Below are 13,874 nucleotides of genomic sequence, written 5' to 3' on the forward strand. Positions count from 1 at the left end.
TTCAAGACAAAAACAGGAGTTAGTTTTACATGCTTATCTCGCAAAACTGGGTAACGAGACTGCTAGGACATTCCAACAAGGGATGGTCCTTGACCCCGGAAGAACTAGACGCAGGTTATGTTCGTGTCGGGTTTGAGACCGAAGGCTATGAGGGAATCGCGGAGACAACCGGGCCGCTGGTGCTCGGGCGCGTGGAAACGATCGAGGAACTTACCGGTTTTAAAAAGCCCATCCGCCATTGCCACGTGAACGTAGGCGACGCTAACGGGACTGGCGAGTTGCAGTCCATCGTGTGTGGCGCACGTAATTTCCGCGAGGGAGACCTCGTGGTGGTTTCCCTGCCAGGTGCTGTCTTGCCTGGTAATTTCGCAATTTCTGCCCGAGAGACCTATGGGCGGATGTCTGCTGGAATGATTTGTTCGGCAGCTGAATTAGGACTCGCAGACAAGCAGAATTCAGGAATTATTACCTTGCCGGAAGGCGTGGGAGCACCCGGTGATGATGCTCGCGCTATTGTGGGCTTAGAAGACACTATTTTTGACGTTAATATCACGCCAGATCGCGGATATGCGCTTTCCGCGCGAGGTTTGACTCGGGAACTAGCCTCTGCTTTTAACCTCGAATACGCTGACCCTGCCGCAGACCTTCGGGTTGCAGGGATTGATGTTTCTGCAGTTCCTGCAGCAGCTAACACATCGCTTTCGGTTGATCTTAAACCTGAAACAAAAGCAGTACGTTTTGGTCTGCGTAAAGTAACTGGAATTGACCCCGCTGCAGAATCTCCTTTCTGGCTGCAGCGTGAGTTGATGCTGTCCGGTCAACGGCCTGTTAATCCTGCGACTGACGTGACCAACTACATCATGTTGCTCTTGGGCCAGCCAATGCATGCTTTCGACGCGGACGTGATCACCGGCGACCTCGTTGTACGCTGTGCTCACGCCGGTGAGCAGCTGGAGACTCTCGACCACATCACCCGGAAGCTTTCGGAAGAAGACGTGGTTATCGCCGATGCTGCTGGAATCCAATCGCTTGCAGGCGTTATGGGCGGAAATGTTTCAGAGATCTCTGCGGAGACGACAAACGTTTACTTCGAGGCGGCCAACTGGGATCCAATTACGATTGCTCGGACTTCACGCAGGCATAAGCTAAGTTCCGAAGCTTCTCGACGCTTTGAACGCGGAGTCGACCCCACGCTAGTGGAGACAGCGCTCGATGCTGCGTGCGCGCTGTTGGTGTCGATTGCAGGCGGAACCATCGAATCGGAGCGAACCCTGATCGGGGAAGTTCCTGCTATGCCAAAGGTGCGCATGCTTGCGCTTCGTCCAGCAGCAATCGCGGGCGTTGACTATTCTCCTGAAACCGTCATTTCTCGCTTAGAGGAAATTGGCTGTGTGGTGGAACGCGAGGGCGATGAGCTTATTGTGACACCACCAACGTGGCGCCACGATATTACGATGGCGGCTGACCTGGTAGAAGAAGTTTTGCGTTTGGAGGGGCTAGAGCAGATTCCTTCCATCGTTCCCCCTGCACCCGTAGGGACCGGGCTAAGCCGTGCGCAGAAACGTCGTCGGGCAATAGGACATTCTCTGGCGTATAACGGGTACGCGGAAATTCTGCCCACGCCTTTTATCAAGAGCGACAGCTTTGATCTGTGGGAGCTTCCCTCAGATGACGCTCGTAGACGTACAGTGAAGGTGCAGAACCCACTCGACTTCGATTATGCAATCCTTGCCACCACGTTGTTGCCGTCCATGCTGGAAGCGGTTGCTCGCAACGTATCCCGCGGGCAGCACTCCGTAAGCCTTTTCGGTCTACAACAGGTCGCATTTAACCGTGGCGAGGGGGTTTCCCCAATGCTTGATGTTCGTACTCGACCAAGCGCGGATGATGTGCAGGGTCTTTTGGATTCGCTTCCGTATCAGCCGCTTCACGTGGCTACGGTTGCCACTGGGCAGATTGAGAATGAAGGCCCGTGGGGACAAGGACGCGATTACACATATGCTGATGCCGTGGAGTCGGCGAGGGTCGTAGCGCGGGCAGCTGGGGTAGAACTTGAAGTCTCGAATGCGGAATATCTTCCGTGGCACCCAGGCCGCTGTGCAGAATTGCGCCTGGGTGAGGTAGTCGTAGGCTACGCAGGTGAGCTGCATCCGCAGATCCTAGATCGCTTGGGCTTGCCACCGCGCACCTGTGCAATGGAACTCGATATCACTGCGATGCCATTTGATAATGTTTTCCCTGCTCCGGTGTTGTCTGCCTTCCCAACCTTGCACCAAGATCTGGCTCTGGTTGTAGATGAAGACGTACCTGCGGAGTCAGTACGAAAAGTGATTGCAGAAGCCGCAGGCGAGCTTTTAGAAAAAGTAGAGCTTTTCGACGTCTACCGTTCCGATAACCTCGGGGAAAACAAAAAGTCACTGGCCTTTTCCTTGGTTTTCCGGGCACAAGACCGCACTCTTACGGATGAAGAATGTTCCGAAGGTCGACTTGCGGCGGCTGAGGCAGCCACGCAAAAGTTTGGTGCGGCTATGCGTGCTTAATGTAAACACGTAATTTAACGCGTCACATATATCCCAAAAGTCGGGTGTGTGGCGCGTTTGTGTTTTCCAAACAGGGGGCATCGGGGTAAATATTCTCGGAATACTTACATGTTACGGAATACTATGTATATAGTGGGGGTATGACGATCACGGTAGCAGTCGCGGGTGCAAGCGGATATGCAGGCGGAGAGATTCTCCGCCTTTTGCTTAACCATCCGCGTTATGTGAGCGGGGAATTAGAAATCGGAACACTAACCGGTTCATCCACTGCCGGAGAGCCATTGGGGAAACTCATGCCTCATTTACCGGAGCTTGCGGACCGAGTAATACAACCGACTACTCCAGAACAACTTGCTGGTCATGATGTAGTTTTCTTGGCCTTGCCGCACGGACACTCTGCGAAGATAGCTAAGGAATGTCAGGACTCGTGTGTGGTCATCGATTGTGCTGCAGACTTCCGCCTTCACGATCAAGGGGATTGGGATCACTATTACGGGGGAAGCTACTCAGGATCGTGGCCATATGGAATCCCGGAGATGCCGGGGCATCGTGAACAAATCAGGGGCGCGCGCAAAGTAGCGGTACCCGGATGCTTTCCTACGGGGGCCACGTTGGCACTGTGGCCTGCCATAAAAATGGGTCTTGTTAGGCCGGATATATCTATTGTTTCTGTCACGGGAGTCTCCGGCGGTGGGAAAAAGCCAGCTGTGGGTCTGTTAGGTGCGGAAACAATGGGATCATTGAGCGCATATAACGTTGCGGGTAGCCACCGACATACGCCGGAAATAGTCCAAAATTTGTCAGAATATTCAAGCTCGCCGGTTTCTGTCAGCTTTACTCCGATTCTGGCTCCGTTACCTCGGGGAATTCTTACCACCGCGATAGCTCCGATTGCTCCGGGAGTTTCTCACAGTGACGCCTATAACGCATACGTTAGTTCCTATGAGTCGGAGCCTTTTGTCCAGGTGCTTCCTCCTGGGATGCAGCCTCAGACCCAATCGGTTGTTGGTTCGAACATGTGCCATATTCAGGTAGCTGTGGATTCCGTGGCAGAAAAGCTCATCGTTACGTCTGCGATCGACAACCTGACAAAAGGAACAGGTGGGGCCGCAGTGCAATGCATGAATATTATTCTGGGTTGGGACGAAACGTCAGGGCTTCCGCGTACCGGGACTGCGCCCTAGGGCGGATCTTGTGTATCGGTTCACAGGGATAGAAGAAAAAGGACACATTTATATTATGAGCACTAGTGGCATCACGGCTGTTCAAGGCTTCTCTGCCGCCGCAACAACCGCAGGAATTAAGCCTTCCGGTAATAAAGACATGGCGTTGGTCGTTAACCACGGGCCAGAGTTTATAGCCGCCGCAGTTTTTACTAGAAACAAAATTGTGGCAGCGCCTGTGAAACTGAGTAAGAGGTCGCTAAGCGATGGGACCTTGAAGGCCATTGTCTTTAACTCCGGGAATGCTAACGCTTGCAACGGGGCCCAAGGTGAGCAGGATGCTCAGGCCATCGTGGACGCAGTGGCGCAGTCGCTTTCGCTCAAAAGCACCGACATCGCGGCATGCTCTACGGGGTTGATAGGAGAACCTCTGCCCGTCGAGAAGCTACTAGCGGCGACTTCTGTGCTTGTCGACGGCCTAGGCGACCACGGTGAGCAAGCCGCCGAAGCAATCATGACTACGGATACCGTCAGTAAACAAGCAGTACTCAAAGAGGCCGATTGGTCGGTGGGGGCAATGGGCAAAGGCGTAGGAATGATGGCGCCTTCGTTGGCCACGATGTTGGTATGCATTACTACGGATGCTTCGGTGTCCTCAGAAGTTGCACAATCTGCGCTGGAGAAAGCTGCAGCAAAGACTTTTAACACCCTTGATATTGACGGCTCTACCTCCACCAATGACACCGTAATACTGATGGCCAACGGTGCATCGGGTATAACTCCCAGCACGGAAGCCTTTGAATCGGCTATACATGCAGTGTGCTCTGATATAGCCGATCAGTTGCAATCGGACGCAGAAGGGATAACAAAGCGGGTTCGCATTACAGTGACCGGTGCAACCAACGATGACCAAGCGCTTCACGCCGCGCGCACTCTGGGGCGAGACAATCTATTTAAATGCGCGATGTTTGGGTCAGATCCAAACTGGGGAAGAGTCCTTGCTGCTATCGGCATGGCAGAAGCTGATATGGACCCCGATAATATTTCAGTTTATTTTAATGATCAGCCAGTATGCCTGGCATCGACCGGAACACCTCATGCCCGAGAGGTGGACTTAAGCGGGACCGACATCGATGTTCGCGTTGACTTGGGCACTGCTCACACAGGAACTGCCTTTATCCGAACAACCGATTTGTCTCATTCATATGTGGAAATTAACTCAGCTTATTCCTCCTAACAAGTAGAGGGACAAAAATGAGCATCATGATCTGCGCTTGTCCCCAGACTGGAGAAGGGCATTGTCTATGACAGATATGCTTGATCATCTCACTGCACAAGATAGAGCCACAGTGCTAGCTGAGGCTTTGCCATGGTTGCAACATTTCCGCGACAAGATTGTGGTCGTGAAGTATGGCGGCAACGCGATGGTGGATGAGTCTCTCAAAGCCGCGTTTGCTGCGGACATGGTCTTCCTACGCACTGTTGGAGCAAAACCCGTCGTGGTGCACGGCGGCGGGCCACAGATTTCCTCCATGCTGAATAAATTGGGGCTAGAAGGCGAATTTAAAGGGGGCTTTCGGGTAACCACTCCTGAAATTATGGAGGTGGTACGGATGGTGCTCTTTGGTCAGGTGGGACGGGACCTTGTCGGTTTGATCAATTCCCACGGCCCGTACGCGGTTGGCACATCAGGTGAAGATGCGGGGTTGTTCCAAGCAGAAAAACGACTTGTAGCAGTGGGCGGACAAGCTACCGATATTGGTTTGGTAGGCGACATTACAGCTGTCAATCCTGCGAGCCTCATGGATATCATCGAGGCTGGGAGAATACCCGTAGTATCCACGATTGCTCCCGGTGATGACGGAGAAATATATAACGTTAATGCGGACACGGCGGCAGGCGCACTCGCCTCAGCCATAGGAGCGGAACGACTGCTTATTCTCACCAACGTGGAAGGCCTCTATACCGCGTGGCCGGATAAGGGATCCCTTGTTTCTAAAATCAGCGTAGCTGAGCTTCGCGCGATTATTCCTACCTTGCATGCAGGCATGATCCCGAAGATGGAAAGTTGCCTTAACGCTGTTATCAAAGGCGTACCTGCAGCGCATGTGATTGATGGACGCACTCCGCATGCAGTTCTCCTGGAACTGCTGACATCTGGTGGTATTGGCACGATGGTGACTCAGGATGCAGCGATCCCAGAAGCAACAATTTTTAGACACACTCAAGGAGGGAAATGATGCAGGAAGAAAATATATGTCAGGCTAAAAGCCATGCTGGACACCGTTCTGCACGAGAAAAGTGGCCTGACGTTGTGATGAACACATATGGGACTCCAGCATTGGAACTCGTTGACGGACACGGAGCACTAGTCACTGATTCCTTGGGTAGGGAGCATATAGATCTTCTCGCTGGAATTGCCGTGAACTCCTTGGGCCATGGGCATCCTGTTATTACAGAGGCAGTAACAACACAAATCCAGAGTTTCTCCCATGTGTCTAACCTTTTTGCTTCTGCACCTGTGGTGAATGCTGCAGAAAAAATCATCCAACGGTTTAGCCAAGGCCAACCAGACTCGGATGCTATCGCTTCTGATACACGAGTATTCTTTTGCAACTCCGGAACAGAGGCAAACGAGGCTGCTTTTAAGCTTGCTCGATTGAGTAGGCGAAGCCGAATTCTTGCAGCACAACATGGTTTTCACGGAAGAACGATGGGCGCGTTGGCGCTAACCGGACAACCAGAAAAGCAAGCTCCTTTTGGTCCTTTGCCTGTTGGAGTCGAGTTCTATCCTTATGGAGACCTTGACTATCTGCGCAAACTTGTCGCCATAAATCCTCACGACGTAGCTGCTATTTTTCTAGAGCCAATTCAAGGGGAAACCGGCGTAATTCCAGCGCCTGAAGGATTCCTGCAAGAAGTCCGGTGCTTATGCACTGATAACGGCATCCTGATGGTGGTCGATGAAGTTCAAACCGGTGTCGGGCGTACCGGAGACTTCTTTGCATTCCAGCACGATGGGGTGTTGCCGGACGTCGTTACCATGGCCAAAGGTTTAGGTGGGGGATTACCTATCGGAGCGTGCATAGCGCATGGAAAGGCAAAGGATCTATTTACTCCTGGATTGCACGGAACCACATTTGGTGGGAATCCTGTGGCCTGCGCAGCGGCGTGCGCAGTACTGGACGTAATAAATGAGGATTTTATTACCGACGTCCGAGCAAAAGGGAAAATCTTCAAAGACAAGCTATCAGACTTGAAATCCGTTGATTATGTGCGCGGTCGAGGTCTTATGTTGGGGGTAGTGCTGAAGCAGCCTATCGCAAAAATTGCGGCGCAACGAGCAGCAGATTTTGGTGTGATTCTCAATGCTCCATCGGAATTCGTCTTAAGGATTACTCCGCCGTTAATTATCGACACTGAACACATTGTGGAAGCAGTCGGACGCATAGAGCGCCTGTTTGATTCCCTGACTGCTCCTACTGAGTGAAAGGACCTTGCACACTAATGAACACGGATACGACACTGTCTTCTCACGACGCCTTTGACACCTTTGATGAGGCAGGACCTGGAAAGGCTTTAGCAAGGCATTTTTTAGCTGATGACGACCTCACACCTTCTGAACAGCGTGAAGTATTAGAACTGGCCGCACAGCTCAAAAAGCATCCGTATTCTTTGCGTCCACTGGAAGGGCCTCAATCGGTTGCGGTCTTATTTGATAAGACATCAACGCGGACAAGGTTTTCTTTTGACGCAGGAATTGCGCAACTGGGAGGAAACGCGATTGTCGTAGATAGCAACGCTTCCCAGATGGGCAAGGGCGAGACCTATCAGGATACTGGTGCAGTCCTTTCCCGGTTTACCTCGGCTATCGTGTGGCGCACGTTTGCCCACAGCAATCTGGAGGAGATGGCTCAGACTGCCACGGTGCCTATTATTAATGCTTTGTCTGACGATCTTCACCCGTGCCAAATCTTGGCGGACCTGCAGACCTGTGTTGAACATCTTTGTGCGGAAGAAGGCCCCAGTGGCTTGCGTGGGAAAAAGGCTGTCTACCTTGGAGATGGCAGCAATAACATGGCGAACTCGTATCTCATTGGTTTTGCCACGGCAGGTGTAAACATAAGCATTATCGCTCCGGCTGATTTTCAGCCTAAAGCAGAGTTCGTAGCGCGCGCGAAAAAACGTGCTGAGCAAACCGGGGCAGTAATCACTGTTACTGATGATCTTGATGAAGTATCAGGGGCACATATTGTGATTACAGATACATGGGTATCTATGGGGATGGAGAAAGACGGTATTGATCGTCGAACTCCTTTTATTCCTTATCAAGTTAACGATGCCATTATGGATCGCGCCGATGAGAGCGCTATATTTCTTCATTGTCTCCCCGCATATCGGGGGAATGAAGTTGCTGCTTCTGTTATTGATGGTCCGCAGTCTGTGGTCTTTGATGAGGCGGAAAATCGCCTACATGCGCAGAAAGCACTCATGTCTTGGCTGCTGGATTATCAACCAACAGCCTAGGATAGATGCGTAAAAGCGATATAAAAGAATTCGGTACCCCGCATAACTTTAGGGGAGCGAAGAGAAAGTTGTGAGGAAGAATCCATGAGCACTAGTCCGATTACGCGAACGGTTCGGCAAGCCTTGATTCTTGATTTGCTCGAACAAAACCAAGTGTCGAGCCAAATGCAATTGTCCGATCTGCTTAAAGCGAAGGGCGTGGAAATCACTCAGGGAACGCTATCCCGTGACCTGGATGAGCTCGGGGCAAAAAAGGTTCGCCCCGAGGGCGGGCGTGCGTTTTATGCGGTGGGAGCTGCAGATGAGGTAGCAGCGCCATCGACGGTAGGTACTCGGGAGAAGCTTCGCAAGATGCTTGACGACTTGCTCGTTTCCGTCGATCACTCCGGCAACATCGCTGTGCTGCGTACCCCACCTGGGGGTGCCCCATTCTTAGCTTCGTTCATTGACCGTGTGGGAATGGAAGAAGTAGTTGGAACTATCGCTGGCGATGACACCGTTTTTGTTCTGGCACGCGATCCAATGACTGGTCAGGACCTTGGAGAATTCCTTAGCCAAAGACGCTCAGGGCACTAATCTGGTTGTTTTTCAGTCGACTTAGTGCCAATAAAAACAGTGAGTTGGCTTCCTAAGTCATGAGTTTTCTGGGTTCTTTCCTAGGGGCGGAAAATCTCGCTTCGCAATTTATGGGAATGAGTGCATAAACTACCTAAAGAAGGATTCATATATGTAGAACCTCCAAACTTATGGATAGTTTAGTGGTACTGAACCTGCGTCTTTTCCATAAATTCTGCATAATGATCAAAATTTCATCTCATATTCAATTCAGTTGAGAATTTTTAAGGAGCAAACATGACCAATCGTGTCGTTCTGGCGTACTCCGGTGGACTTGATACTTCTGTCGCTATTCCTTACCTGGCAAAAATGACAGGGGGTGAGGTCGTTGCGGTTTCGCTCGACCTGGGTCAAGGCGGCGAGGATATGGAGTCCGTGCGGCAGCGTGCACTCGACTGCGGTGCGGTTGAGTCCATCGTGATTGACGCTAAAGACGAGTTTGCTAACGATTATTGTTTGCCTACGATCAAAGCAAATGGCATGTATATGAAGCAGTACCCTTTGGTCTCTGCTATCTCGCGCCCGCTGATCGTAAAGCACCTAGTAGAGGCTGCTAAAGAACACGGCGGTACGCATGTCTCACATGGTTGTACGGGCAAAGGAAACGATCAGGTCCGATTTGAGGTTGGTTTCCGCAACCTAGCGCCGGAGTTGGAGATCATTGCTCCTGCGCGTGATTACGCGTGGACGCGTGATAAGGCTATCGCATTTGCGGAAGAGATCAATCTTCCTATTGAACAATCAAAGAAATCGCCTTTCTCTATTGATCAGAATGTGTGGGGTCGTGCTGTTGAGACCGGATTCTTGGAAGATCTGTGGAATCCTCCAACAAAGGATTTGTACTCTTACACCGAAGATCCTGCGTTGGGCAACGCTCCCGATGAACTGATTATTACTTTCGAGGCCGGTGCTCCTGTGGCTATTGATGGTCGCAAAGTTACAGTTCTGCAGGCGATTGAAGAACTCAATCGTCGTGCAGGCGCACAGGGAATCGGACGCCTGGATATGGTCGAGGATCGCCTTGTCGGTATTAAGTCTCGTGAGGTCTACGAGGCACCAGGTGCGATTGCTTTGATTACTGCTCATCAGGCTATGGAAGATGTCACTCTGGAGCGCGAGGTTGCCCGCTATAAGCGCGGTATCGACGCACGTTGGTCCGAGGAAGTATACGACGGCCTGTGGTACGCGCCGCTGAAGCGTTCACTCGACGCTTTTGTGGATTCCACGCAAGAGCATGTCTCTGGTGATATCCGCATGGTGCTTCACGCTGGAAAGATCATTGTCAATGGACGCCGCTCTGCACATTCACTTTATGATTTTGATCTAGCAACCTATGACACCGGCGATACATTTGATCAGACCTTGGCCAAGGGTTTTGTTGAGCTGCATGGTTTGTCCTCCAAGATCTCGAACCGTCGTGACCGCGAGGCTCGCTAACGTGAATAAGCACGGAACAAATGAAGGTGCGCTGTGGGGAGGAAGGTTTTCCGGCGGCCCCAGCGAGGCGATGTTCGCGTTGAGCGTGTCCACTCATTTTGACTGGGTTCTTGCTCCCTATGATGTTCTAGCATCCAAAGCTCACGCCAAGGTGCTGCACTCGGCAGGGCTTCTGAGCAGCTCGGATCTAGAGACCATGCTGGCTGGCCTTGACCAGCTGGGCAAGGATGTAGCAGATGGCTCTTTTACTCCTTTGCCCAGTGATGAGGACGTCCATGGGGCAATGGAGCGCGGACTCATCGACCGCGTAGGTCCTGAAGTTGGCGGACGTTTGCGTGCAGGCCGGTCGAGGAACGACCAGGTTGCGACGCTCTTCCGTATGTGGGTTAGGGACGCGATACGAGGCATCGCTGTTTGCGTTACCGAGCTTATCGACGCCCTCGTACAACAAGCGAGCGCGCATCCAGAAGCAATCATGCCGGGCAAGACTCATTCTCAGGCTGCGCAGCCGGTTTTGCTGGCTCACCAGCTGTTGGCACACGCACAACCGTTGCTGCGCGATGTAGACCGAATTCAGGACCTGGATAAGCGCTTAGCGGTGTCACCGTACGGCTCAGGAGCACTCGCGGGTTCGTCATTAAAGCTTAACCCTGAGGCGATTGCAGAAGAGCTGGGATTTGACTCCGCCGCGGACAACTCCATCGACGCTACGTCCTCCCGAGATTTTGCATCTGAGACAGCTTTCGTTTTGGCCCAGATCGCAGTTGACATGTCGCGCCTTGCAGAGGAAATCATTTACTGGTGCACACCAGAATACGGTTATGTCACATTGTCTGATGCATGGTCGACCGGAAGCTCAATCATGCCGCAGAAGAAAAACCCTGATGTGGCGGAGCTGACGAGGGGCAAGACGGGTCGTTTGATCGGTAACCTGGCTGGACTCATGGCAACCCTTAAGGCCCAGCCTTTGGCTTATAACCGCGATCTTCAAGAGGACAAAGAACCCATTGTTGATTCGGTTGCACAGCTGAACTTGCTTCTTCCTGCAATGACAGGTCTAGTGTCTACCCTTGAATTCCATGAAGATCGCATGGCTGAACTTGCCCCAGCCGGCTATACGTTAGCTACGGATCTGGCTGAGTGGATGGTTCGCGAGGGCGTGCCTTTTAGAGAAGCTCACGAGGCTTCTGGAGCATGCGTGCGTATTGCAGAACAACGCGGAGTAGGACTCGATGAGTTGACGGACGAGGAATTCGCTAGCGTCGACTCACGTTTGACCTCTGCGGTTCGAAACGTGCTCACCGTAGAAGGCGCAGTTGCTTCGCGAGCGACGCGCGGAGGTACCGCTGGAGTGCAAGTATCCAAACAACGGGAACGCGTTGAACTAGCGTCTGCGGAGTTACGCCGTTGGGCTGAAACTCCTGTTCGCTCGTAAACTTGTTACGTCGAAAAGCCTCGACCCCTATTTCTTTAACCTGGATAGGGGTTGAGGCTTCGCTGCTATTGTCCGCTAAGCAAAGGGAAAATATCTCGGTGTTGTACGCTAGAAAACCATGAGTATCGATCCCCAGCTGCTAGAAGTTCTCGCATGCCCCCAAGACAAAGGGCCGTTGCGCTATCTAGAGCATGACAATGTCTTGGTTAACGATCGCCTTGGCATTGCCTATCGAATTGAAGACAATATTCCGGTAATGCTTGAAGATGAAGCGATTACGTGGCCTCAAGGGAAAACCCAGTAGTTTTCCATTTATTTTCACCATACTCACACAATCAAGGAACCTATCTACATGTCCCAGCATGGCAATATCGTTGATGAACTCCTGTGGCGCGGTTTAATTAACGATTCCACAGACATTGATGCACTGAAAGAAGCATGCGAACAGCCCATTACTCTTTATTGTGGCTTTGATCCCACCGGCGATTCCCTGCACGCGGGGCATTTGGTTCCTATGGTTATGCTGCGCCGTTTTCAGCAGTTTGGGCACAGGCCACTAACCCTAGCTGGCGGAGCTACAGGCATGATCGGCGACCCACGTGATGTGGGAGAGCGTGTCATGCTCACAGAAGAAAAAGTTGCGCAGAATCTTGAGGCGATTAAAAAACAGCTTCGACGGTTTGTTTCTTTTGAATCCGGTCAGAATAACGATGCGATCATGGTCAACAACGCTGACTGGACGGCGGAGATGTCAGTGATCGAATTCTTACGCGATGTAGGAAAGAACTTTTCACTGAATACGATGTTGGATCGCGAGACGGTGAAGCGTCGTCTTGCTAGCGACGGCATCTCTTACACCGAATTCTCTTACATGCTTCTGCAGTCAAACGATTTTGTTCATCTGCGCAAAAAATACGATTGCATCCTACAGATCGGTGGCGGAGATCAGTGGGGCAACATCATCTCGGGTGTTGACCTGAACCGACGAGTTGATGGCACAAAAGTCCATGCTTTGACGGTTCCGTTGGTAACTGATGCTCAGGGACAAAAGTTTGGTAAGTCTACCGGTGGCGGAAAACTATGGCTCGATCCTGAGCAGACCAGCCCTTACTCCTGGTACCAGTATTTCCTCAATGCTGGAGACACGGTTGTTATTGATTACCTCAAGTGGTTTACGTTCCTAAGCGAGTCCGAGATCGCGGAACTGGAAGTCCAGGTAGCTGAGGCCCCTCATAAGCGTGAGGCACAGCGGAGGCTCGCTCGAGAGATGACAACGCTTGTCCATGGCGAAGCTGCTACTGCTGCCGTGGAATTGGCTGCTCAAGCTCTTTTTGGCAAAGCCTCGATTGAAGACCTTGATGAGCAGACACTGATTGGCGCGGTTTCTGAAACCCCAGTTGCGGAGATTGCGGCTGGGGAAGCTCGAACCATCGTTGACCTGCTTGCTGCTTCGGGTCTTGCCGATTCCAAGGGGGCCGCTCGACGCGCAGTAAAAGAGGGCGGTGCCTACGTAAATAACGTTCGCATTAGCGACGAAGCCTGGGAACCAAGCAGCGAGGATCTACTTCATGGCTCATGGGTTGTTTTACGTAAAGGTAAAAAGAACTTTGCGGGCGTTCGGTTTAACACTTAACTGTTAACAAGGACCGTGAGAAGAACTTCTTTCTTCTCACGGTCCTTTTGCTTATTCGGTTTCCGGTAAAAGGAATCCACCTTTTAATGCTGTGTTGTGTGTTGAAAACGGCATTGAGGAATCGATTGGCAAAGTCCTCTGCAAGTGGTCTGCTTTAAAAGTGGCTGTGAGCTGGGGATTTGTGTGTTCTGTTGAGGGTGTGTAACTTTATGCGAGTCGCCGCGGCCGAGAGGTTGCAAGATGGTGACCGGATGGTGAACAAAGAAAACGAAGAGTTTGACTTTTGTTGTTACTGTGTTTACTGTTTGTTGTACTTACGCTTGTAGCGCGCTGATGATGGTTGGTGTGTGGGGTGTGGGTGTGTTGTTTGAGAACTCAATAGTGTGCCAATGTACTTATAAATATATTTTATGGTTGACATGGTGATAGCTACGTTTTGTAGTTAAACAATGATGCGTTATCACATGATGTTTTATGTGATGATCACGGTGTACACAGTTTTGGCCGGCAAGTGTGGCTTGCTT

At 51.5% G+C, this 13,874-nt stretch carries 11 protein-coding genes; all 11 read left to right on the forward strand.

Annotated elements, in window-relative coordinates:
• Positions 1 to 29: 29 nt before the first annotated feature.
• The 11 genes from pheT (at position 30) to tyrS (ending at position 13,350) form a co-directional block, all read left to right on the forward strand.
• The gene (pheT, locus tag CULFRC11_RS05075; RefSeq protein ID WP_023635611.1) at positions 30 to 2,540 is read left to right on the forward strand and encodes a phenylalanine--tRNA ligase subunit beta; all 2,511 of its coding nucleotides are present in this window, start codon (positions 30 to 32) and stop codon (positions 2,538 to 2,540) included.
• A 140-nt stretch (positions 2,541 to 2,680) separates the two neighbouring features.
• Entirely contained in the window at positions 2,681 to 3,724 is a 1,044-nt protein-coding gene (argC, locus tag CULFRC11_RS05080; RefSeq protein WP_023635612.1) for an N-acetyl-gamma-glutamyl-phosphate reductase, read from the forward strand.
• Between the two features lie 55 nt (positions 3,725 to 3,779).
• Positions 3,780 to 4,940: a bifunctional glutamate N-acetyltransferase/amino-acid acetyltransferase ArgJ gene (argJ, locus tag CULFRC11_RS05085; protein WP_023635613.1), complete on the forward strand. Its 1,161-nt coding sequence runs from the start codon at positions 3,780 to 3,782 to the stop codon at positions 4,938 to 4,940.
• A gap of 67 nt (positions 4,941 to 5,007) precedes the next feature.
• Positions 5,008 to 5,943 (forward strand): acetylglutamate kinase, encoded by a 936-nt coding sequence (argB, locus tag CULFRC11_RS05090; RefSeq protein WP_023635614.1) that lies wholly within the window; start codon positions 5,008 to 5,010, stop codon positions 5,941 to 5,943.
• On the forward strand, positions 5,943 to 7,193 hold the full coding sequence (locus tag CULFRC11_RS05095) for an acetylornithine transaminase (RefSeq protein WP_023635615.1): 1,251 nt from the start codon (positions 5,943 to 5,945) through the stop codon (positions 7,191 to 7,193). Before argB ends, CULFRC11_RS05095 begins: the two co-directional genes overlap by 1 nt.
• Positions 7,194 to 7,210: 17 nt before the next feature.
• Positions 7,211 to 8,230, forward strand: coding sequence for an ornithine carbamoyltransferase (gene argF, locus CULFRC11_RS05100; protein WP_038620527.1), 1,020 nt, complete (start codon positions 7,211 to 7,213; stop codon positions 8,228 to 8,230).
• 84 nt (positions 8,231 to 8,314) lie between these two features.
• Positions 8,315 to 8,806 (forward strand): arginine repressor, encoded by a 492-nt coding sequence (locus tag CULFRC11_RS05105; protein WP_038620529.1) that lies wholly within the window; start codon positions 8,315 to 8,317, stop codon positions 8,804 to 8,806.
• Between the two features lie 276 nt (positions 8,807 to 9,082).
• Complete coding sequence (locus tag CULFRC11_RS05110) at positions 9,083 to 10,282, forward strand: argininosuccinate synthase (protein ID WP_013911390.1); 1,200 nt, start codon at positions 9,083 to 9,085, stop codon at positions 10,280 to 10,282.
• Position 10,283: 1 nt separating this feature from the next.
• Positions 10,284 to 11,717: an argininosuccinate lyase gene (gene argH / locus CULFRC11_RS05115; protein WP_031270242.1), complete on the forward strand. Its 1,434-nt coding sequence runs from the start codon at positions 10,284 to 10,286 to the stop codon at positions 11,715 to 11,717.
• Positions 11,718 to 11,835: 118 nt separating this feature from the next.
• Positions 11,836 to 12,021: a Trm112 family protein gene (locus CULFRC11_RS05120; RefSeq protein WP_023635619.1), complete on the forward strand. Its 186-nt coding sequence runs from the start codon at positions 11,836 to 11,838 to the stop codon at positions 12,019 to 12,021.
• 48 nt (positions 12,022 to 12,069) lie between these two features.
• Complete coding sequence (tyrS, locus tag CULFRC11_RS05125) at positions 12,070 to 13,350, forward strand: tyrosine--tRNA ligase (RefSeq protein WP_023635620.1); 1,281 nt, start codon at positions 12,070 to 12,072, stop codon at positions 13,348 to 13,350.
• The last annotated feature ends 524 nt before the right edge of the window (positions 13,351 to 13,874 follow it).

Source organism: Corynebacterium ulcerans (assembly GCF_000767685.1).
Lineage (GTDB): Bacteria > Actinomycetota > Actinomycetes > Mycobacteriales > Mycobacteriaceae > Corynebacterium > Corynebacterium ulcerans.